The organism is Pseudomonadota bacterium, from assembly GCA_016195085.1.
Taxonomy (GTDB): Bacteria; Pseudomonadota; Alphaproteobacteria; order SHVZ01; family SHVZ01; genus JACQAG01.
On record JACQAG010000055.1, the window covers coordinates 44,535 to 64,762 of the forward strand.

Sequence of the window (20,228 nt, forward strand, 5' to 3'; positions counted from 1 at the left end):
CGTGTATCATGGCGCCATGCCCAAGACCCGCACCGCCGGCTCCGCCCCGACCTTCGAAGAGGTCCTGGACTTGGCGAAGGGTCGAAGGATCGCCGCAGAGGCGCCGAAATCGGCCACGGTCACCCTCGCCCGGCTCTTAGCCCGCGCCCACCGCGAGGACGACCCGGGCAAGCGCCCGATCCTGGTGCAGTTCCCGGCAAAACGCGTTCAATAGGCGGCGTTGCCTCTCATCGCCCGCGGCCGGCGCCGCCGCCGCCATTGCTGCGGTCCGGCGGATTGACGATGCCGCAGGAGACCACCAGCTTGAGCCCGTCCTCGACCGACATCGCCAGCACCTTCACCTGCGCCCGCGGCACGTAGAGGAGATAGCCCGAAGTGGGGTTGGGCGTAGTCGGCACATAGACGCCGACCAGATCTCCGCCGCCGGCGCGATCGAGCTCGCCATGGGTGGGCCCGGCAATGAAGCCGACGGTCCACACGCCGGGGCGCGGAAACTCGATCAACGCCACTTGCCGAAATGCGTTCGAGCGCTGCGCGAAGATGGTCTCGATGATCTGCTTCACCGCGCCATAGAGCCCGCGCACGATCGGCATGCGGGCGAGCATGGCCTCGCTCACGCGCAGGAAGACGCGCCCGATGAAGCCGGCGGTCGCCGCGCCGATGAAGGTGATGCCGATGACGACGATGATGAGGCCCAGACCCGGTATGCTGAAGGGCAGATAGTGGGCAGGATTCCAGACCGCCGGAATGAGCGGCGTGATGGCGCCGTCGACCGCGGCGATGAATTGCCAGGAAAGATAGATCGTGATCGCGATCGGCGCGGTGATCAGCACGCCGGCGAAGAAATAGGCCCTGAGCCTGGCGCTGAGGCTGACATGGAGAGCGCTGAGGGCGCCTTCGCTCTCAGGCTGGCGGGGCTCGCCGTTGCCGCTGGGATCGGTCATCGCAAGGTAACATCCGTCCTGGACGAAAGGGGGCGCATGCTAGCCGATTGGAGCGGCGCTTCGAAAGCCTCAGTCAGCAAGCCCCGTGCAAATCGCGCGATCGGGCGCTGCCGGGACCCTAGGCGTCGCCTGTCCGCCCGACGGCACTAAGCGGGTTTTCGATTGCCATGGCGGGGGGCCGGGTGTAGTGCCATGCCCTGTTTGGGGGTACCGTCGCTGATAAGGTGCCCTCATGTCGTCCTCTGCGCCCTATCCTCCCCGGCTCCTGTCGCTCGCCACGGCAGTCCCGCCCCATGTGCTGGAGCAAGAGGACGTGGTTCGGCGCGCCCGGCAGGTGTTCAACGGCCGGGCCCGCGACTTCGAGCGGCTGGTCCAGGTCTATGGCAATGCGGGGATCGAGCGGCGCTATTCGGTGGTGCCGATCGAATGGTATCTCGAGCCCCATGGCTGGGTTGAGAAGACCAGGCTCTTCCTCGACGGCGCCTTGAGCCTGCTCGAACGGGCGACGCGGTCAAGCCTCGAGCGCGCCCGTCTCGCGGTCGAGGACATCGATGCGGTCGTCGCGGTGTCCTCGACCGGCATTGCCACGCCGTCGCTCGATGCCTTGCTGATGGAGCGCCTGAGCCTCCGCCGCGACACCGCCAGGCTGCCGATCTTCGGCTTGGGTTGCGCCGGGGGCGTGGTGGGCCTGGGCCATGCGGCCACGCTCGCAGCCGCCAAACCGGGAAGCCGTGTGCTCTATCTCGTCGTCGAACTCTGTGGGATCACCTTCCGCACGACCGACACCTCCAAGAGCAACATCATCGCCACCGCCCTCTTCGGCGACGGTGCCGCCGCAGCCGTGATCTCGACCGAGGGCGATGGCCCCGCCCTCACCCATTCCGGCGTCCACACCTGGCAGAACACCCTCGACGTCATGGGCTGGCGGGTCGAAGAGGATGGGCTCGGCGTGCTGTTCAGCCGCGATATTCCGGCCTTGGTGCGCAGCGAGTTCGGGCCGGCGGTGATGGCGTTTCTCGCCCGCCACGGCAAGCGCCTTGCCGATATCGACAGCTTCGTTTGCCATCCCGGCGGGGCCAAGGTGATCGCCGCCTTGGAAGAGACCTTCGGGCTCCAGGAAGGCGGCCTCGCCCATGCGCGCTCGGTGCTCCGGGACTACGGCAACATGTCGGCCGCCACGGTCCTCTTCGTGCTCGAGCGCACGCTCGCCGCCGCCGATGGCCCGCGCCATCTCCTGAGCGCGCTCGGGCCGGGCTTCAGCGCCGGCTTCCTCACCCTCGAGCCGGCATGATCCTCTACGCCGTGCTGGCGCTCGTGGCCGTGCAGCGCTTGGCCGAGCTGGCATATGCCCGGCGCAACGGGGCGCGGCTCATCGCTGATGGCGGCGTCGAGCATGGCAGCGGCCACTATCCCCTGTTCGTGCTTCTGCACGGCGCCTGGCTGGCCGCCATCGCCGTGCTGGTCCCCGCCGATGCGAGCCCGTCCTGGCCGCTCCTAGGCCTCTATCTCGCCTTGCAGGCCTGGCGGATCTGGGCCATCCGCAGCCTCGGGGTCTACTGGACCACCAGGATCATCGCCGTGCCCGGGGCGAGGCTGGTTCGCACCGGCCCCTACCGCCTGATGCGCCACCCGAACTATGCCGGTGTGGCCATCGAGATCCCGCTCCTGCCGCTTGCCTTCGGTGCTTGGAGGCTCGCGCTCAGCTTCGGGCTGGCCAATCTCCTGCTGCTGGCTTGGCGCATTCGCGAGGAGGAGCGCTGGTTGGCGCCGCGGCGGGCACTCTGATGCGAGCGGAGCGGCTATACTGGAATGAATTCGCTTGAGGACGCGCCATGACCGCCCGCGCCGCCCGTGCCAACGACGCCTATCCCGATTTCGGTTCCGCCATCCAGGGCGCCTTCGCCTTGGATCCGGAGGTGGCCCACCTCAATCACGGGAGCTTCGGAGCGACCCCACGGAAGGTCATGGCGGCACAGGACGAGTGGCGTCGCCGCATGGAGCTGTCGCCGACCGGGTTTTTCAGCCGCGAGCTTCCCGGCGCCTTGCGCCATGCGGCGCAGCGGCTTGCCGGCTACGTCGGCGCCCGCGGCGAAGATCTCGCCTTCGTCGACAATGCCACCACCGGCGCCGCCGCAGTCTTGTGGTCCCTCGGGCTGGCGCCGGGCGACGAGGTGCTGATCAACGATCAGACCTACAACGCGGTGAAGAACGCGGTGCGGCACGTCGTCGATCGCGCCGGTGCCAGCATGGTCACCGTTACCCTGCCCTTTCCCGTTGCCGATGCGGATGAGATCCTGGCGGCGTTCACCGCCGGGCTCACCTCCCTGACCAAGCTCGCGATCATCGATCACATCACCTCGCCGACCGCCATCGTCATGCCGATCCGGCGGATGGTGGAGGCGTGCCGCAAGGCAGGCGTGCCGGTCTTCGTCGATGGCGCCCATGGTCCGGGACAAGTGCCGCTCGACCTCGGCGCTCTCGGTGCGGATTGGTATACCGGCAACGCGCACAAATGGCTCTGCGCGCCGAAAGGGGCAGCGCTTTTCTGGGCCCGTGCCGATCGCCAGGCGGGGCTGCATCCCGCGGTCATCTCCCATGGCTATGGCTCGGGCTTCGCCGCGGAATTCGATTGGACCGGAACCCGCGATCCCTCCGCCTATCTCGCCGTCCCCGCCGCGCTCGATTTCCGCGAAGCGCTCGGCGACGAGCGGGTGCGCCGATACAACCATGAGCTCGTGCTCGCCGCCGCCGAGGCCTTGGCGCGGCGCTGGGGCACGCAGACCGGCGCGCCGTGCGAGCTCACGGGATCGATGGCCGTGGTGCGCCTGCCGGAACGATTTGCGCCGGAACGGGTGAGCGCTGCCGCCGTGCGCTCCGCGCTTGCCAGAGACTGGCGGATCGAGGTGCCGCTCAACCGGCTCGCCGGCGCGCTCTGGGTCCGCATCTCCGCCCAGGTCTACAATGAGATGGCCGACTACCATCGCCTCGGTGAGGCGATCGAGCGGATGCCGGATCTCTAATCCTTAGGCCGATGGTTGACGTCTTCCAGACCAAGTCGTTTCGCCCCGGACAGGTGATCATCCGCGACGGCGAGGCCGCCGATTGTGCCTATCTCATCGAGCGCGGTCGGGTGGAAATATTCAAAATAATCAATGGTGAACGCTCTGTTCTTGCGAGCTTGGAAGAAGGCGCCATCTTCGGCGAGATGGCGCTGGTTGACGACCAGCCGCGGAGCGCCTGCGCGGAAGCGGTTGTGGCCACGATCGCCTTGGTGATCGACCGTCACGTCTTGGAGGCGGCGATCCAACAGTCCCATCCGGTGGTGCGAGCGCTGCTGCACGCTTATATCCGCCACCTCCGCAAGTCCGGCTGAAGCGCCGGGCCCGCCGCCTGGAGCGCTTCGCCGTTGTCAGCCCCGGGCAAGGGTGCGAGGCTGCCTCGCCCACCCCTCCGGAGATCCGCCCCGACGATGCTCGCCAATCAAAGACATCTCTTCGACATTCCCGACGACGTCACCTACATCAACTGCGCCTATCTCTCGCCCTTGCTGAAGAGCGTGCGCGACATCGGACGCTGGGGCATCGAGCGCAAGGTGCATCCCTGGACCATCGAGCGGCGGCACTTCTACGAGGATGTCGAGCGCGCCCGCAGCCTTTTCGGCCAGCTCATCGGCGCCACGGGCGACGACGTGGCGATCGTCAACTCGACCAGCTACGGCATCGCCACCGCCAGCCTCAATCTCACTCTGGCCAAGGGCCAGACCATCGTCATGCTCGAGGGCGAGCATTCCTCGACTATCTATGAGTACCGGCGCCGGGCGCAGGCCGCCGGCGGCAGCACCGTGGTGGTGCCACGCCCGGCCGACGGCGACTGGACTGCCGCCGTGCTCGAGCGCATCAGCAGCACGACCGGCTGGGTCGGCGTGCCCAATTGCCATTGGAGCGATGGCGGCCTTCTCGATCTCGTTGCCATCGGCAAGCGCGCGCGTGAGGTCGGCGCCTACTTCATCGTCGATGCGACCCAGTCCTTAGGCGCGCTGCCCCTCGACGTCGCTTCCGTGCAGCCGGACTACCTCGCCTGCTCGGCCTACAAGTGGCTGCTCTCGCCCTACACCCTCGGCTTCCTCTACGTCGCACCTCAGCACCAGAACGGCGTGCCCTTGGAGCATCACGGCTTCAGCCGCGCCGGGGTGGAGAGCGAGCCGAGCCCGAAGGGCTATCCCGAGGCCTTCGCCGCCGGCGCCAGGCGCTACGACATGGGCGAGCGCAGCAACTTCATCCAGCTCCCCATGGCCAATGTGGCGATGGAGCAGCTTTTGGCGTGGACGCCGCGCGCCATCGCCGATGCCATCGAGCCGATGACCGATCGCATCGCCGAGCACGCCGCCATGCGCCAGCTCCCGGTTCCACCCAAGCGGCATCGGGCGGCGCATATGATCGGTGTCGGCTTCAAGGGCGGCCCGCCGGAGGGCCTGATGGAGCGCCTGCAGGCGCGAAAGGCCTATGCCAGCATCCGCACCGGGGCGTTGCGCATGAGCCCGCATGTCTACAACTCGGTCGAAGAGGTCGACCGCTTCTTTGCCGTCTTCGACCGGGTCGTCACCGGCTGATATGACCCTCACCCCGGCCTTCTATTCGGTTTCCGGCGGCAAGCCTTACTTCCCGAAAGGTCTCTTCGGCATCCAGAGCCACGTCGTGCGCTACGTCTTCATGCAGGCGACGGTGCATCTCCTGGCCAAAGCCGGGCCCGGCGTTCCCTTGCGGATCCTTGAAGTCGGTTCCTGGGTCGGCGCCTCGGCGCTGACCTGGCTCTTCGGCCTCGACCAATATGCCGGCGGCAAGGGCACCGTGTTCTGCTGCGATCTGTGGGAGCCCTATCACCCGATCGACGAGCGGCGGCGCGGCTTGATCGGAGGCGCGCTGCCCGAAGACGATCCGGCCTTGGCCATGGAGGTGGCGGCCAATGCCGGCATACCGTTCGAGCTGTTCATCTACAACGTGAAGGTCGCGGGCGGCGGCGATCGGGTCGTCGCCATCAAGGCGCGCAGCGACCAGGCGCTGCCGGCCTTGGCCGATGCCTCCTTCGACCTCGTTTATGTCGACGGCGACCATCGCATGGACGCGGTCAGAGGCGACGTGGCTCAAGGCCAGCGGCTGGTGCGCCCCGGAGGCATCCTGTGCGGGGATGATTTCGACGAGCCCCTGGAAGCGGTCGATGCTGCATTCGCCCGGGCGCAGACCGAGGCTGACTGGCTGAGGGATCCGAAATCCGGCAAGGGCTTTCATCCCGGCGTGACCGTCGCCTTGGCCGACGCCTTCGGCTCGGTTTCCGCCTATGGCGGCTATTGGCTGATGCGGAAGACGGACACCGGCTGGGAAAAGGTCGATCTCGCCGGCCAGCCCGTGCGGTTTCCACCGCACGTGCAGAGCGAGATCGATCCCGAGCAGGTGCAGAAGATCCTGTGAGCGGCGCAAGCTTGCCTCGGCGGAGCGTGCTTGTCGGCTGCAGCGTCCTCTTGGTGACCGGTTTCGCGCTCGGCCATGGCGGCGGGGCGGCGGCCGAGATGGTGGATGCCCCGGGCGGTCTCGCCCTCGGCGGCTACGATGTCGTCGCCTATTTCACCGACGACAAGCCGGTCCGCGGCTTGGCGGAATTCGCCAGCGTCTTTCAAAGCGTGACCTACCGCTTCCGCAGTGCCGCCAACCGCGACCGCTTCCTTGCGGACCCGCTCCGCTATCTGCCGGCCTATGGCGGATACTCGGCCTATGGCGTCGCCAATGGCGTGCTGGCACCGGGCGATCCCGAGCAGTTCGCCATCGTCGAGGGCAGGCTCTACGTCAACTTCAGCAAGAGCGTGCACAGCCAGTGGCTGCGCGATCCCGCCTTCTACATCGCGCGTGCCGATCAGAACTGGCTCACCTTGCGCTAAGAGAAGGCCGAAATCTGCGGCGCCTCGCATTTTAGAAAAATCGTAAGATTAACAGTCATCTGCACATCGAATAGGCACGTCAAAATATTGAGATCGAGCCCGGTCGAATTTAAGCTCTGAGCAACCCAATCTTCAGCCCAGAACCATGACCACAACGATCACCGTCGACCTTTCGAAAGCCATCAGCCGCGCCATCAAAGCCGCCATCGACGAAGGCCTCGGCACCTTCGCTCAGAATGCGGCGGCCGTGGCGGTGGTGCGCAAGGCGCACCCCGAGCTCGGTTCCGATTCAGCCTTGGCGGTCGTGCTCCGCTGGCGGAAGAGCAAGTAGACCTGTCTCCTAGCCGCGGCCGACGAACGGCATCTTCGTCGCCATCACCGTCAGGAACAGCACGTTCGCATCGAGCGGCAGGCCGGCCATGTAGACGACGGCGCGGCCAACGTTGTCGGCGTTCATCGTCGGCTCGACCATGACCGTCCCGTTCGGCTGCGGCACGCCTTTGGCCATTCTCTGGGTCATCGGCGTCGCCGCATTGCCGATATCCACCTGACCGCAGGCGATGTCGTATTTGCGGCCGTCGAGCGCCGTCGATTTGGTCAAGCCGGTGATCGCGTGCTTAGTCGAGGTGTAGGGCACCGAGTTCGGCCTCGGAGTATGCGCCGATATGGAGCCGTTGTTGATTATGCGGCCGCCGCGGGGCTTCTGCGCCTTCATGATCTTGATGGCTTCCTGAGTGCAGAGGAACGGCCCGGTCAGGTTGGTGTCGACCACGGCCTTCCACTGCTCATAGGTGAGATCTTCCATCGGCACCGGCGGCGCGCCGATGCCGGCATTGTTGAAGAGCACGTCGAGCCTGCCGAAGGCCTTCTTGGCCTGGGCGAAGAGCGCCTTGATCGATGCCGGATCGCGGACATCGGTCGGCACCACCAATGTCTTCGACCCGGTTTTCTTGCCGAGCTTGGCGGTCTCCGCGAGCGCATCCTGGCGGCGCCCGGCGAGCGCCACGGCATATCCCGCGCCAAGCAGCGCCAGCGCCACCGCTCTCCCCACGCCCGACCCCGCACCGGTGACGATCGCGACTTTGCTCGACTTGGCCATCTCTAGGGCTCTCCTTTGCAGGGTTTGCGTGCGGGTCCGCGTGGAGGAGGACAGTAGGGCGGAGCCCGGAACTTGCGCAAGCGGCCGCTCGACCGCTCACCCTGGGCTACGGCGATCCCGGACGGGAGAAATCGAGCATCCGGACGCTGCTGACGATTGCCGCGCCGAGCGCGAAGGCGGCGGCGGTTAAAAGCGCGATGGTGGTCCCCTCCTCCGGCCACAGGCCGAAGAGGACGGCTACCAGGGCTGTCCCGGTGGTTTGGCCGAGGAGCCGCGCGGTTCCCAGCATGCCGCTGGCGCCGCCGCTCCGCTCCTTCGGCGCCGCGGTGATGATGGTGCGGTTGTTGGGCGATTGAAAGAGCGCGAAGCCGAGACCGCAGACCGCCATGCGCCAGACGATATCGGCGCTGCTTGGATGCATGGGCAAGACCGCTAGAGCCAACAGGCCGGCAGCGAAGATTGTGAGCCCGATGCCGCCCAAGAGGCCGGCATTGTGCCTATCGGCGAGGCGTCCGGAAATCGGCGCCACCATGGCCACGGTCAAGGGCCAGGCGGTCATCAGCAATCCGGTCTCCACCTGGGTGCGGCCCAGCACGTTCTGCAGATAAAACGGCAAGGAGACGTAAGCCATCATCTGCGCGGCGAAAGAGCAGGTCGAGGTGGCGATCGACAAGGCAAAGACCGGCAGGCGCAGGAGATCGATCGGCAGCAAGGGTGCGGCGCGGGAGAGCTGGCGCAGCACGAGCGCGGTGCCGAGCGCCAAAGCGGCCGCGAACTCGATGACGACGAATAGCTCGCCTTCGCCATGGCCGATGCCGTCGAGGCCGATGATGAAGAGGCCGAAGGTGAGCGCGTTCAGGAGCGCGCTGCCGAGATCGAAGCGTCGGGGCGATGCCGGCGTGCGGGGCAAGGAGCCGGAGGCGAGGAACGCCAAGAGGCCGATCGGGACATTGACGGCAAACAGCCACTGCCAAGGTGCCACCGCCAGAATGGCCGAGGCCACGCTCGGGCCGATCGCCGAGGATAGGGCGACGACCAGCGCGTTGACGGCGACGCCGCGTCCCAACATGTGCCGTGGATAGACGAAGCGGAGCAAGGCCGAGTTGACGCTCATGATACCGGCGGCGCCGACGCCCTGCAGCACGCGGGCGGCAGTGAGCTGGGTCAGGGAGTCGGAGATGGCGCAGCCGAGCGAGAACACCGTGAACAGCACCAGGCCGGCGCGGTAGATGCGGCGGTAGCCGTAGATGTCACCGGCCGATGCCAGCGGCAAGAGCGACATGGTGATCACCAGCTGATAGGCGTTCACCACCCAGATCGAGGCCGCGTCGCTCGTGTGCAGATCGCGCGCGATGGTCGGGAGCGCCACATTGGCGATGGCGCCGTCCAGGACCGCCAGCGTGATCCCGAGCGCGATCGCGATGATGGCCCGGTAGCGCTGCGGCGTCGGCAGGCCGTCATCGGCCGTCATCGAGGCGGGAGGCGGTCAAGCATGCGCGGCAACAATCCATGAGTGGCGGTGCCTTGGCAACCCGGCACAAGCGCCCTTGCCGCCGCCATCCGGCGGATCCCGGTCCGCGGTGACGTCAATGCCCGGATCGCGTGCACACCTGACGAAAAAACGGGCATCCGCACCCGCTTGTCCCCCGCAAGCGACCCGACCTAAGCTGCGTCATGCTGCGCTTCCTCGCACGACGGCTGATTCTGGCGCTGTTGGTGGCGCTGACGGTGCTGACCGTCAGCTTCGCCTTGACGCGGTTGTCGGGCGATCTTGCCATCGCCATCGCCGGCGCCAATGCCACGGCGGAAGACCTGGCGATGGTGCGTGAGCAATACGGGCTCAATCGGCCTTTGCCGCTGCAGTTCGCCGATTGGGCGAGGCGGGCGGCCACCGGCGATCTCGGACAGTCCTATTTCTACAAGGGCAGCGTCGCCGGCCTGATCGGCGAGCGCCTGCCGATCACGCTGACCTTGGGCCTGGTCGGGCTGGCGATCGCGCTTTCGACCGCCCTCCCCTTGGGAATTCTGGCTGCCATGCGCGAGAACACCGCGGTCGACCGCGCCATCGGTCTGGTGGCGCTCTTGGGCCAGGCGATGCCGAGCTTCGTCCTTGGCCTCACCTTGATGATCTTCCTCGGCCTCAAGCTGCAATGGCTGCCGATCTCCGGGACCGGCACCTGGCAGCATTACGTCATGCCGGGCGTGGTGCTGGCCTTCACCGCCATTCCCGCGCTCCTGCGCCTGACCCGCACCGGCATGATCGAGGCCCTGTCCGCGGACTACATCCGCACCGCGCGCGCCAACGGCATCGGGCGGGCCAGCATCGTGCTGAAGCACGCGCTCCGCAACGCGGCCATGCCGGTGGTCTCGATTGCCGCCGTGCAGCTCGGCTTCATGCTCGGCGGGTCGATCGTCATCGAAGTGGTATTCGCTCTGCACGGGGTGGGCTATCTCGGCTGGGAATCGATCACCAAGAACGATTTCCCGGTGGTGCAGGCGGTCGTGCTGCTGCTTGCCAGCATCTACATCCTGTTGACCTTGCTGGCCGACATCCTGAACGCGGTCCTCGACCCCAGGCTGCGCACGGCATGACCGACATTCCCGTCACCGGCATCGTCCTGCTGCCGCGAAGCAGCCGTCCAGCGCTGCGCAATGTCGGCATCGTCTTGGGCGCGGTCATCGTCGGCTGCGTGGCGTTCATGGCGGTGTTCGCCCCGCTGCTGGCACCCCACGACCCCTTCGTCCAGGACCTGACCCGGCGCCTGGTGCCGCCGATGTGGATGCTGAAGGGGACCCCCGACCATTGGCTCGGCACCGATCAGATCGGGCGCGACTATCTCTCCAGGCTCATCTACGGCGCGCGCATCTCCATGCTGATCGGGCTTTTGACGGTGATCACCTCGGGCATCATCGGCACCAGCCTGGGCGTGCTCGGGGGCTTCTTCGGCGGGCGCGTCGATGAGGTCGTTCTGTTCGCCATTACCTGCCGCTTGGCCACACCGCTCATCCTGGTGGCCCTGACCGCCGTCTCCCTCGTCGGCAGCTCCTTGACCGTGGTCGTGCTCACCCTCGGCCTCCTGCTCTGGGACCGCTTCGCCGTGGTGGCGCGGGTCACCACCATGCGCGTGCGCACTCTCGACTACATCAGCGCCGCCCGCGCCGCCGGCTGCTCGACTTTTTATATCCTGACGCGCGAAGTGCTGCCCAACATCGCCAGTCACCTCGCCGTCGTGGCGACGCTCGAGATGGCGCTCGCCATCCTGCTCGAAGCCGCCTTGTCCTTCCTCGGCCTCGGCGTGCCGCCGCCCTTGCCGTCATGGGGGCTGATGATCGCCCAGGCGAAGGATTACATGTTCTTCAGCCCCTGGGTCGTCATGATCCCCGGCTCGGCGCTCTTCTTGCTGGTGCTCGGCATCAACCTGCTCGGCGACGGCTTGGGTCACATCCTCGGCACGGATCGGCGGTAGCGGTCGATGACCGCCGTTCTCGACGTAAGCGAGCTTTCGATCACCTTTGGCGGCCGCGTCGCCGCCGTCCGCGGCGCCTCGCTCGCCATCGAGCGGGGAGAGACGCTGGGCCTCGTGGGCGAGTCCGGCTGCGGCAAGTCGGTCTCGGCCCTGGCGGTGATGAACCTGTTGGCCCGGGGTGCCGAGCGCAAGGCCGGCCATATCCGTTTCCACGACACCGACCTCCTCGGCCTTTCCGAGCGGCAGATGGCCCGCATCCGCGGCGACCGGGTGTCGATGATCTTCCAGGAGCCGATGACCAGCCTCAACCCGGCCTACACCGTCGGCTCGCAGATGGCCGAGGTGCTGCGCCGGCACCGCGGCGCCGGACGGGCCCAGGCGCTGGATCGCGCCGCCCTGCTCCTGGAGCGGGTCGGCATCACCGCGCCCGGACTGCGCCTCGGCCAATATCCCCATCAGCTCTCCGGCGGGCTGCGCCAGCGGGTGATGATCGCTATGGCGCTCATGTGCGAGCCCGAGCTGTTGATCGCCGACGAGCCGACGACGGCGCTCGACGTCACCATGCAGGCGCAGATCCTGCGTCTCTTGATCGGGCTCCAGCGCGAGCTCGGTCTGGCGGTCCTGCTCATCACCCATGATCTGGGCGTGGTCGCCCGGGCCTGCGACCGGGTCTCGGTCATGTACGCGGGCGAGATCGTCGAGAGCGGCTCGGTCGCTGCGGTCTTCGCCAATCCGACCCACCCCTACACCCGCGGGCTCATGGAATGCGTCCCGGCTCCGGGCAAACGCCACCGCGAGGAGCGGCTCGGCAGCATTCCGGGCGTGGTGCCGCGCATACCACCCGGCTTTCTCGGCTGCGGGTTCCGCGACCGCTGCAGCGAGGCGGTTGCCGCCTGCGCCCTCTCAGCGCCCAGAAGGCAAGCCGGGCCGGAACACGCCTATGTCTGCCGGCTCGATCCGGGATGGGAGATAGCGTCGCCCGCTGCCTTCGCCGGCAACCAGCCGGCGCCCGCCGCCCGCAAGTCAAACCGGCCGGCCGGGGAACCACCCGCGATCGAGCTCAAAGCCGCCACGCGCGCCTTCCGCATCGGCGGCGGCGTGCTGCAGCCGAGCCGAAGCCTGATCGCCGTCGACGAGGTGAGCCTCTCGGTCGCTGCCGGCGGCGTGCTCGGCATCGTCGGCGAGTCCGGCTGCGGCAAGTCGACCCTGGCGCGCCTCATGCTGGGACTGCTGCCGCCCAGCGCCGGCGAGGTGCTGGTCGAGGGGCGCGTGCTCACGGCGATGGACCGGCGCGAGCGGGCGCGCATCATCCAGCCGGTGTTCCAGGACCCCTTCGGCTCGCTCAATCCCCGAAGGCGCGTGCGCGATATCGTGGCGCTGCCGCTGACCGCCCAGGGCGAGATGCCGGGGAAAGCCGTGCTCGACCGGGTCGAGGAAATGCTGGGCCGCGTCGGCCTCCCCGGCGACATGGCCGAGCGCTATCCGCGCGAGCTTTCCGGCGGCCAGCGCCAGCGCGTCGCCATCGCCCGGGCGCTGGTCTTGCGGCCGCGCATCGTCATCTGCGACGAGCCGACCTCGGCCTTGGACGTGTCGGTGCAGGCGCAGATCCTGAACCTGCTCGCCGATCTCCGCCAGGATCTCGGTCTGACTTATGTGTTCATCAGCCACAATTTGGCGGTGGTCGAGCACATCGCTACCGAGGTTGCGGTCATGTATCTCGGGAGGATCGTCGAGCGACGCCCGGTGGACGCCCTCTTCCGCTCGCCCCGGCATCCCTACACCAAGGCGCTGCTCGCCTCGGTGCTGACGCCGGAGCCGGGACTCGGCATCCCCGATATGCGGCTGGGAGAAACCTATCCGGACCCGGCCAATCCGCCCTCCGGTTGCCGCTTCCATCCCCGCTGCGCCATCGCCATCGAGCGCTGCCGCACGGAGTCGCCCCTGCTCAGACCATCCGGCGGCGGCTTGGCCGCCTGCCATTTGGCCGAGGCGTAGGTGCGGAAATTCGTGCTTGATGAGCGCCGCGACATGCCCCCACCCCAGCCCTCCCCCGCCTCCCGGCGAGGGAGGGAGCAGGCGATAGTCACTCCCTCCCCCACGCATGTGGGGGAGGGTTGGGGTGGGGGCTCTTGAAGGCTCGTTATTTCCAGCTCGACACGAACCAGCGCGGCATCTCGTCCCGGTCGGGCTTGAAGTTGAGGTCCTTGGAGACCGCGTAATATTTGACGTCGGTCGCCAGCGCCGTCCAATAGGCCTGCTCGGTCACCCGCTTGATCAAGGCGCCATAGGCGCGCTTGCGGGCTTCCACATCGTTGGTCGATCCGCCCTGCTCCACCAGCTTCTGCGCCTCCGCGTCGTGGGCAAAGTCGAAGGTGCCGCCGCCGTAATAGACCGGGAAGATCGCCGACACGTCGTTGACGGAGTTCGAGCCCCAGCTCCCGATATTGATCGGCACATCGCCCTTCTCCAGGCGCTGGATGACTGCGCCGACCTGAAGCTGGCTGACCTTGGCCTTGATGCCGACCGCTCCCAGATAGTTCTGCACCGCGGCGATCCAGGTATCCAAGGAGTAGCTGACGAGCTCGGTCTCGAAGCCGTTGGGATACCCTGCTTCCGCCAGGAGCTGCTTCGCCTTGGCCGGGTCGTAGCGGTATTTGACCGCCATCTCCTGCAAGCAGCCGAACTGCGAAGTGTAGCAAGGCGCGTCCAGCGGCTTCGAGTCGCCCTGCACCATCTGCTTGGCGAAGGTCTCGCGGTCGACGGCGTAGAGCACCGCCTGGCGGACCTTCACGTTGGTGAAGGGATTGTTGGCGCCGCTGCGGCCGGCGGCGTCCATCTGCAGGTAGTTGACCCGCATCGACTCCGAGCGGATCGCCTGCAAGGTCGGCACCCGGCCGATGTTCTCGAACTGGTCGGCGTTGTAGTTCCAGATCCAATCGGCGCGGCCGCCCAAAATCTCGGCGAGCTCCGTCGCCGAGTCCGCGACCTCGACGATGGAGACCTTGCCGATCTTGGCACGGCCCTTCGGGCTGCCTTCGTAGTACTCATCGAAGCGGACAAGGTCGATCTGCTTCACCCCGTCGACCTTGACGGTCTTGTACGGCCCGACGCCCATCGGCGCCTTCGAGAAGCCTTCCGCGCCGACCTTCTCGCGATAGGCCTTGGGATAGATCGGGGTGATCATCGAGAAGAATTCCAGCGCCGCCGGCGTCGGCTTCTTCAAATTGATGCGGACATGATTGTCGTCGATCTTCTCGGCGTTGCGGATCCACGAATAGTTGCTCGGCACCGAAACCTTGCCCTCGGGCGAGGAAATCAGGTTCAAGGTGTAGACCACGTCATCGGCCGAGAACGGATCGCCGTTGGGAAATTTTACCCCCTTGCGGAGCTCGAACTCGAGCTTGTCCTCGTCCACCTGCTTCCAGGAGGTGGCGAGCAGCGGCTTGATCTGGAAGCTGTCGGGATCGCGATAGACCAGCGCGTCCATGGTGTGCTGCTGGAAAATAATCCCGGTCCTGAGCGAGTTGTAGTAGGGATCGACGTTGGGAATGGCGTCGCGCCAGACCACGGTCAGCGTGTCGTTCGCCTTCCCGGCTTGAGCCGCGCCGGCGAACAGCCCCGCCGCCGTCGCCATGAGAATGCCGATCAGCCTTGAGCGATTTGTCATGGATCACCTCCCGGTCCGATGGGAGGGAACAGTAGGATAGAGGCACCCCGCCAGCAAGGCGCCCGGTGGCGCGCATTTTTGCGGCAGATGCCGTTCTTTTCAGCCCGCTTTCAGGCGATACGGCCGCACCCAAATTGTGGTCGAATGTCTGGCCGCCGCCCTCCCCCGAAATGGGTGCGTTTGCCCCGAGGGGTCGAGGACCGTCGAGAGGCGGGTGCTTCGAGGTGTTGGTGAGCCCGGAGGGGATCGAACCCTCGGCCCTCTGATTAACGCACCACTTCGGCTTTCGCCGCCCCGTTTCGGGTTCGTGGTCCGGACTGTGCCTTGACCTTGCGCTTCTCGCGGTTAGGTCCCCGCCGTCCAGTCTCTACGGCTTCCCGCCGGGAACTCTTCCCCGGGGGCTTGCTCCGGCGTTGCCGTCGCCATGACGCGGACGGGTTCACCGGCTTTGACGGGTTCTACCTCGGCGGTTTCCCGCCGGGCACTCCTATCGAAGTCAGATGCTCTACCGCTGAGCTACGGGCTCCAACACGGGGGCAGTGATTAGCACTTCCCAATAGCCGACGCTAACACTTCGATGGATCCGCCCGCGCTGGATCCCTTGGGGGCCCGCCCATGCCGGAGGCTGCCTGCCCCGATTGCCCATGCTATGTTCCAAGCAAGGCCTTGGCGGGGGCTCCCATAGCTATGAGCGGAACACTGGGCATCGCCATCCAACCCTTGAGGGTGGCCGATTCGAACGCCGAAGCGGTGCGCTTGACCGAATACTGGAGTGCGCGCTGCGAGGGCCGGGCCATGCCGGCGAGGCGCGATCTCGACGTGGTTGAGATGCGCGATTGGCTCGGCCGTCTCAGCCTTTATGAGGTGCTCGGCGACGGCGACATGTGGTGTCGGCTCCGTGGCAGCACCATGTGCACCATCCCGGTGCCCGGCCATGACAGCGACGGCGTCCTGGTGAGCCGGACCCAGCCCCATTCCTTCGCCGAAATGGGCCTCCGCCATTACGCCGAAACCCATGCGCTGGCGGAGCCGACCTGCTATCGCATCGAGCTCAGCTTCGACGGCCTCACCTACCGCTACGACCGCCTCGCCTTGCCGCTGGCCAGCGACGGTGTGCTGCGCCCGATGGTCATGACTTTCATCAAATGCGACGTGCGCCGGGCGCGCGCCTTCTGGGAGCGCTATCAGGAAGCCGGATTGGCGCTGACGAGTTAGCGCGGGCCATGACATGCCCCCACCCAACCCTCCCCCACCTCCGGCGGGGGAGGGAATGACGGCACGCGCACGCCCCTTCTCCCGTGCGCTAGAGTCCGATCCGGTTGGAAGGAATCGCCTGAGGCCCCTCGCCCGCAAAGCGGGGTCGGGGCCGCGAAGAGCGGACCGACGAGGGGCCCGCGCGTCAGCGCGGGAGGGTGAGGGTGTCCGAGGCGTCGGTCGGTGCCGAAATAGCGTCCCGCAATTCGCGCAAGACCGCATGGGCAACGCCCTGAGGATTGGCGCGAATGTCGTATTCCAAATCCGCGGCCCTCACCCTCCCAGCCCTCACGGGCTGGGTCCCTCGTCGGTCCGCTCTTCGCGGCCCCGACCCCGCTTCGCGGGCGAGGGGTCTAGGAACGATGCGGGTTCATTGGCTGATCCCACCTCATCGGATCAGACTCTAGTGCGGGAGGTCATCCTCGGTCGTGAAAAACCGGCTGCAGACTTGAGCGATCAGCTATAGGTCGGCGTCTGCTTGGCGCGGGCTTGCTCGCCCGGCGCATCGAGCGCGAAGCGGTGCGCCAGGCGCTCGACCACGCGCGGGCTCACGAACGGGCTGACATCGCCGCCCAGCCGGCCGATCTCCTTGACCAGGCGCGAGGAGATGAACTGGTGGCTCTCCGAGGACATGAGGAACACCGTCTCGATCTCGGTATTGAGCCTGGCGTTCATGCCGGCCAACTGAAACTCGTATTCGAAGTCCGAGACCGCACGCAAACCGCGGAGGATGAAGGCCGCGCCGACCGACTCCGCGAATTTGATCAGCAGGTTGTCGAACGCCTTGACCTCGATCCGGCTCGCCTCGCCATTGGCCATGGCGGCGATCTCGTCGCGCACCAGCTCGACCCGCTCGCCGATGGAGAATAATGGTCCCTTGCCGGCGTTGCCGGCGACCGCGACGATCAGCCTGTCGCACACCCGGGTCGCGCGCCGGATGATGTCTATATGGCCGTTGGTGATCGGATCGAAGGTGCCGGGATAGACGCCGACGCGCTCGGTGCTCATGCGCCTTCTCCTTCCGGCGGCGGCTCGGACGGAGTCTCTTCCGCGCCCTCGCCGTTGCCGTTGGTTTCACCGGTATCCGGCAGATGGCTGACGGAAACCACCCGCTCGCCCTCCTCGACCTTGAAGAGGGTGACGCCCTGGGTCTTGCGCCCGGCGATGCGGATGTCGTCGACCGGGCAGCGGATGAGCTGGCCGCGGTTCGTCACCAGCATGATCTGGTCGGTGCCGCCCACCGGGAAGCTCTGCACCAGCGGCCCGGTCTTGTCGGTCAGCTCCATATTGGCAATGCCCGTGCCGCCGCGGTTGGTGATCCGGTACTCGTAGGCGGAGCTGCGCTTGCCGAAGCCATTGGCGCTCACCGTGAGGATGAACTCATCCGCCGCGCCGAGCTCGGCCAGCCGCGTCTCGGAAAGCTGCACGGTCGGAACCTCGGGTGGCACCGTGTCGCTGTCCACGGGCTCCGCCTCGTTGCCGGCGCCGCGGCGGAGCAACGCGGCATGCCTGAGATAGGCGGCGCGCTCTTCCATCGCATAGTCGACGTGACGCAGCATGGAGAGCGAAATCACCTCATCGCCGTTCGCCAATTTGATGCCGCGCACGCCCGTCGAGTTGCGGGACGCGAACACGCGCACGTCGCTCACCTGGAAGCGGATGCACTTGCCGTTGCGCGTGGTCAGCAGCACGTCCTGATCCTCGCGTGCCGGCTGCACGCCGATCAGGCGCTCGCCTTCCTCCTCCAGCTTCATCGCGATCTTGCCGTTGGCCTTGACCGAGGTGAAATCGCCGAGCGCGTTGCGGCGCACATTGCCCTTGGAGGTGGCGAAATAGATCGTGAGATCCGACCAGGCGGATTCGTCCGTCGGCAGCGGCATCACGGTGGAGATCTTCTCTCCGGCTTCCAAGGGCAGGATGTTCACCATGGCCTTGCCGCGGGATTGCGGCGTCCCCAGGGGCAGCTTGTAGACCTTGAGCAGGAAGACGATGCCCCGCGAGGTGAAGAACAGCACCGGCGTGTGGGTATTGGCGACGAAGACCTCGCTGACGAAATCCTCTTCCCGCGTCGCCATGCCGGTGCGGCCGCGGCCGCCGCGGCGCTGGGCGCGATATGTGGACAGCGGCACCCGCTTGATGTAGCCGCCATGGCTGACGGTGATGACCATGTCCTCACGCTGGATCAGGTCCTCGATATCCTGGTCGGAGAGCGAATCCTCGAGCGTAGTGCGCCGCGGCGTGGCGAACTGCTCCTTGATCGCCACCAGCTCGGAGCGAAGGATGCCCATCAGCCGCTCCTGGGAGCCGAGTATGGTCAGGTATTCGGTGATCTGCTTGGCGATGTCGCCGAGCTCGATGGCGATCTTGTCGCGCTCGAGCCCGGTCAGCCGCTGCAGCCGCAGATCCAGGATGGCGCGCGCCTGCGCCTCGGAGAGCCGGTAGGTGCCGTCGACGATGCCGCGCTCGGGATCGTCGATGAGCCGGATCATCGGTGCCACCTCCTCGGCCGGCCAGGCCCGGGCCAGGAGCTCGGTGCGGGCGGCGGCCGGATCGGAGGCCTTGCGGATGAGCTGGATCACCGGATCCAGATTGGCGACCGCGATGGCAAGCCCGACCAATACATGGGCGCGCTCGCGCGCCTTGCTCAGCTCGAAGATGGTACGCCGGGTGATGACCTGCTCGCGGAACTGCACGAAGGCCTGGACGATGTCCCGGAGGTTCATCAGCTCCGGCCGTCCGCCGTTGAGCGCCAGCATGTTGACACCGAACGAGGTCTGCAGCGGCGTGAACTTGTAGAGCTGGTTCAGCACCACCTCTTCCACCGCGTCGCGCTTCAATTCGATCACCACGCGCACGCCGTCGCGGTCGCTTTCGTCCCGGAGCTCGGCGATGCCCTCGATGATCTTGTCGTTGACCACCTCGGCCATGCGCTCGATCAGCCGCGCCTTGTTCTGCTGGAACGGCACCTCGGTGACGATGATCGCCATGCGCTCGCGGCGGATCTCCTCCATATGCGTGCGCGAGCGCATGACGATGGAGCCGCGGCCGGTGCGGTAGGCCTCAACGATGCCGGCCTTGCCCATGATGATGCCGCCGGTTGGGAAATCCGGGCCGGGCACGTGCTGCATCAGCTCATCGATCGTGATCCCGGGATTGTCGACATAGGCGCAGCAGGCGTCGATGACCTCGCCCAGATTGTGGGGCGGGATGTTGGTCGCCATGCCGACGGCGATGCCGCCGGCGCCGTTGACCAGGAGGTTCGGGAACTCCGCCGGCAGGACAGTTGGCTCGCGGCCGGACTCGTCATAGGTCGGCTGGAAATCGACCGTTTCCTTGTCGATGTCGCGCAAAAGCGCTTCCGCCGAACGCGCCAATCTGGCTTCGGTGTAGCGCATCGCCGCCGGCGGATCGCCGTCCATGGAGCCGAAATTGCCTTGGCCGTCGACGAGCGGCAGACGCATGGAGAAGTCCTGCGCCATGCGCACGAGGGCGTCGTAGATCGCAAGGTCGCCATGGGGATGGAAGTTGCCCATGACTTCGCCCACCACCTTGGCGGCCTTGCGATAGGGCTTCGACCAGTCGTAGCCGCCCTCTCTCATGGCGTAGAGGATGCGTCGATGCACCGGCTTCAAGCCGTCGCGCACATCGGGCAACGCCCGCGCCACGATCACGCTCATGGCGTAATCGAGATACGAGCGGCGCATCTCCTCTTCGATGGTGACCGGCGCTATGTCGGAAGGCGGCAGCGGAGGAGTCGTCGTCACGAAGGGCCCATGCGTGCGTGGAAACGAAAGCGGAACCGCGGCTCAGATCGTCCAGTGTTCCAAGGTCTTGTTTCTAGCACATGTTGCACCTGCGAACAACTTTG

The 20,228-nt window shown here is 66.7% G+C and carries 19 protein-coding genes; 13 read left to right on the forward strand and 6 right to left on the reverse strand.

Features of this window, described 5'->3' with window-relative positions; translation table 11 throughout:
• The first annotated feature begins 16 nt into the window (after window positions 1–16).
• On the forward strand, window positions 17–214 hold the full coding sequence (locus HY058_16230) for a hypothetical protein (protein ID MBI3498846.1): 198 nt from the start codon (window positions 17–19) through the stop codon (window positions 212–214).
• 13 nt (window positions 215–227) lie between these two features.
• Here HY058_16230 and HY058_16235 read toward each other — a convergent pair whose 3' ends face one another.
• On the reverse strand, window positions 228–944 hold the full coding sequence (locus HY058_16235) for a DUF502 domain-containing protein (protein MBI3498847.1): 717 nt from the start codon (window positions 942–944) through the stop codon (window positions 228–230).
• A 232-nt stretch (window positions 945–1,176) separates the two neighbouring features.
• Between HY058_16235 and HY058_16240 the strand changes: the two genes are divergently transcribed.
• The 8 genes from HY058_16240 to HY058_16275 all read left to right on the forward strand — a co-directional run bounded on the left by HY058_16240 (window position 1,177) and on the right by HY058_16275 (window position 7,204).
• Window positions 1,177–2,235 (forward strand): type III polyketide synthase, encoded by a 1,059-nt coding sequence (locus HY058_16240; protein MBI3498848.1) that lies wholly within the window; start codon window positions 1,177–1,179, stop codon window positions 2,233–2,235.
• Entirely contained in the window at window positions 2,232–2,729 is a 498-nt protein-coding gene (locus HY058_16245) for a hypothetical protein (protein ID MBI3498849.1), read from the forward strand. Before HY058_16240 ends, HY058_16245 begins: the two co-directional genes overlap by 4 nt.
• Window positions 2,730–2,776: 47 nt before the next feature.
• The gene (locus HY058_16250; GenBank protein MBI3498850.1) at window positions 2,777–3,964 is read left to right on the forward strand and encodes an aminotransferase class V-fold PLP-dependent enzyme; all 1,188 of its coding nucleotides are present in this window, start codon (window positions 2,777–2,779) and stop codon (window positions 3,962–3,964) included.
• A gap of 11 nt (window positions 3,965–3,975) precedes the next feature.
• A complete protein-coding gene (locus HY058_16255) occupies window positions 3,976–4,317 on the forward strand; it encodes a cyclic nucleotide-binding domain-containing protein (GenBank protein ID MBI3498851.1) in 342 nt (113 codons plus the stop codon).
• A gap of 96 nt (window positions 4,318–4,413) precedes the next feature.
• On the forward strand, window positions 4,414–5,553 hold the full coding sequence (locus HY058_16260) for an aminotransferase class V-fold PLP-dependent enzyme (protein MBI3498852.1): 1,140 nt from the start codon (window positions 4,414–4,416) through the stop codon (window positions 5,551–5,553).
• Window position 5,554: 1 nt separating this feature from the next.
• Window positions 5,555–6,409, forward strand: a complete 855-nt coding sequence (locus HY058_16265; GenBank protein ID MBI3498853.1) for a class I SAM-dependent methyltransferase — start codon at window positions 5,555–5,557, stop codon at window positions 6,407–6,409.
• Window positions 6,410–6,420: 11 nt separating this feature from the next.
• On the forward strand, window positions 6,421–6,873 hold the full coding sequence (locus HY058_16270; protein MBI3498854.1) for a hypothetical protein: 453 nt from the start codon (window positions 6,421–6,423) through the stop codon (window positions 6,871–6,873).
• A 145-nt stretch (window positions 6,874–7,018) separates the two neighbouring features.
• The gene (locus tag HY058_16275) at window positions 7,019–7,204 is read left to right on the forward strand and encodes a hypothetical protein (GenBank protein MBI3498855.1); all 186 of its coding nucleotides are present in this window, start codon (window positions 7,019–7,021) and stop codon (window positions 7,202–7,204) included.
• Window positions 7,205–7,213: 9 nt separating this feature from the next.
• Here HY058_16275 and HY058_16280 read toward each other — a convergent pair whose 3' ends face one another.
• Together HY058_16280 and HY058_16285 are read right to left on the reverse strand one after the other, a co-directional pair.
• On the reverse strand, window positions 7,214–7,972 hold the full coding sequence (locus HY058_16280) for an SDR family oxidoreductase (GenBank protein MBI3498856.1): 759 nt from the start codon (window positions 7,970–7,972) through the stop codon (window positions 7,214–7,216).
• 106 nt (window positions 7,973–8,078) lie between these two features.
• A complete protein-coding gene (locus HY058_16285; protein MBI3498857.1) occupies window positions 8,079–9,443 on the reverse strand; it encodes an MFS transporter in 1,365 nt (454 codons plus the stop codon).
• A gap of 203 nt (window positions 9,444–9,646) precedes the next feature.
• Between HY058_16285 and HY058_16290 the strand changes: the two genes are divergently transcribed.
• Genes HY058_16290 through HY058_16300 form a run of 3 tightly spaced genes read left to right on the forward strand, consistent with a single transcriptional unit; the run spans window position 9,647 to window position 13,434 of the window.
• Window positions 9,647–10,564: an ABC transporter permease gene (locus tag HY058_16290; GenBank protein ID MBI3498858.1), complete on the forward strand. Its 918-nt coding sequence runs from the start codon at window positions 9,647–9,649 to the stop codon at window positions 10,562–10,564.
• Window positions 10,561–11,439, forward strand: coding sequence for an ABC transporter permease (locus HY058_16295; protein MBI3498859.1), 879 nt, complete (start codon window positions 10,561–10,563; stop codon window positions 11,437–11,439). The genes HY058_16290 and HY058_16295 overlap by 4 nt, the downstream gene beginning before the upstream one ends.
• A gap of 6 nt (window positions 11,440–11,445) precedes the next feature.
• Complete coding sequence (locus HY058_16300; protein MBI3498860.1) at window positions 11,446–13,434, forward strand: ABC transporter ATP-binding protein; 1,989 nt, start codon at window positions 11,446–11,448, stop codon at window positions 13,432–13,434.
• Between the two features lie 145 nt (window positions 13,435–13,579).
• On the opposite strand, the gene HY058_16305 is transcribed toward HY058_16300, so the two are convergent.
• A complete protein-coding gene (locus tag HY058_16305) occupies window positions 13,580–15,106 on the reverse strand; it encodes an ABC transporter substrate-binding protein (protein ID MBI3498861.1) in 1,527 nt (508 codons plus the stop codon).
• Between the two features lie 687 nt (window positions 15,107–15,793).
• Here HY058_16305 and HY058_16310 point away from each other — a divergent pair.
• On the forward strand, window positions 15,794–16,321 hold the full coding sequence (locus HY058_16310) for a PAS domain-containing protein (protein MBI3498862.1): 528 nt from the start codon (window positions 15,794–15,796) through the stop codon (window positions 16,319–16,321).
• 495 nt (window positions 16,322–16,816) lie between these two features.
• Here HY058_16310 and coaD read toward each other — a convergent pair whose 3' ends face one another.
• Window positions 16,817–17,368 carry a pantetheine-phosphate adenylyltransferase gene (gene coaD, locus HY058_16315; protein MBI3498863.1) on the reverse strand — a complete coding sequence of 184 codons (552 nt, stop codon included), beginning with the start codon at window positions 17,366–17,368 and terminating at the stop codon, window positions 16,817–16,819.
• A complete protein-coding gene (gyrA, locus tag HY058_16320) occupies window positions 17,365–20,124 on the reverse strand; it encodes a DNA gyrase subunit A (protein MBI3498864.1) in 2,760 nt (919 codons plus the stop codon). The genes coaD and gyrA overlap by 4 nt, the downstream gene beginning before the upstream one ends.
• Window positions 20,125–20,228 lie beyond the last annotated feature (104 nt).

Coding starts and splice junctions, on each gene's coding strand:
- HY058_16285 (MBI3498857.1), bottom strand. CDS start 9,443: ATGACGGCCGATGACGGCCTGCCGACGCCGCAGCGCTACCGGGCCATC.
- HY058_16290 (MBI3498858.1), top strand. CDS start 9,647: ATGCTGCGCTTCCTCGCACGACGGCTGATTCTGGCGCTGTTGGTGGCG.
- HY058_16250 (MBI3498850.1), top strand. CDS start 2,777: ATGACCGCCCGCGCCGCCCGTGCCAACGACGCCTATCCCGATTTCGGT.
- HY058_16305 (MBI3498861.1), bottom strand. CDS start 15,106: ATGACAAATCGCTCAAGGCTGATCGGCATTCTCATGGCGACGGCGGCG.
- HY058_16230 (MBI3498846.1), top strand. CDS start 17: ATGCCCAAGACCCGCACCGCCGGCTCCGCCCCGACCTTCGAAGAGGTC.
- HY058_16300 (MBI3498860.1), top strand. CDS start 11,446: ATGACCGCCGTTCTCGACGTAAGCGAGCTTTCGATCACCTTTGGCGGC.
- HY058_16280 (MBI3498856.1), bottom strand. CDS start 7,972: ATGGCCAAGTCGAGCAAAGTCGCGATCGTCACCGGTGCGGGGTCGGGC.
- HY058_16310 (MBI3498862.1), top strand. CDS start 15,794: ATGAGCGGAACACTGGGCATCGCCATCCAACCCTTGAGGGTGGCCGAT.
- HY058_16295 (MBI3498859.1), top strand. CDS start 10,561: ATGACCGACATTCCCGTCACCGGCATCGTCCTGCTGCCGCGAAGCAGC.
- HY058_16265 (MBI3498853.1), top strand. CDS start 5,555: ATGACCCTCACCCCGGCCTTCTATTCGGTTTCCGGCGGCAAGCCTTAC.
- HY058_16245 (MBI3498849.1), top strand. CDS start 2,232: ATGATCCTCTACGCCGTGCTGGCGCTCGTGGCCGTGCAGCGCTTGGCC.
- HY058_16240 (MBI3498848.1), top strand. CDS start 1,177: ATGTCGTCCTCTGCGCCCTATCCTCCCCGGCTCCTGTCGCTCGCCACG.
- HY058_16275 (MBI3498855.1), top strand. CDS start 7,019: ATGACCACAACGATCACCGTCGACCTTTCGAAAGCCATCAGCCGCGCC.
- HY058_16255 (MBI3498851.1), top strand. CDS start 3,976: ATGGTTGACGTCTTCCAGACCAAGTCGTTTCGCCCCGGACAGGTGATC.
- HY058_16260 (MBI3498852.1), top strand. CDS start 4,414: ATGCTCGCCAATCAAAGACATCTCTTCGACATTCCCGACGACGTCACC.
- HY058_16235 (MBI3498847.1), bottom strand. CDS start 944: ATGACCGATCCCAGCGGCAACGGCGAGCCCCGCCAGCCTGAGAGCGAA.
- coaD (MBI3498863.1), bottom strand. CDS start 17,368: ATGAGCACCGAGCGCGTCGGCGTCTATCCCGGCACCTTCGATCCGATC.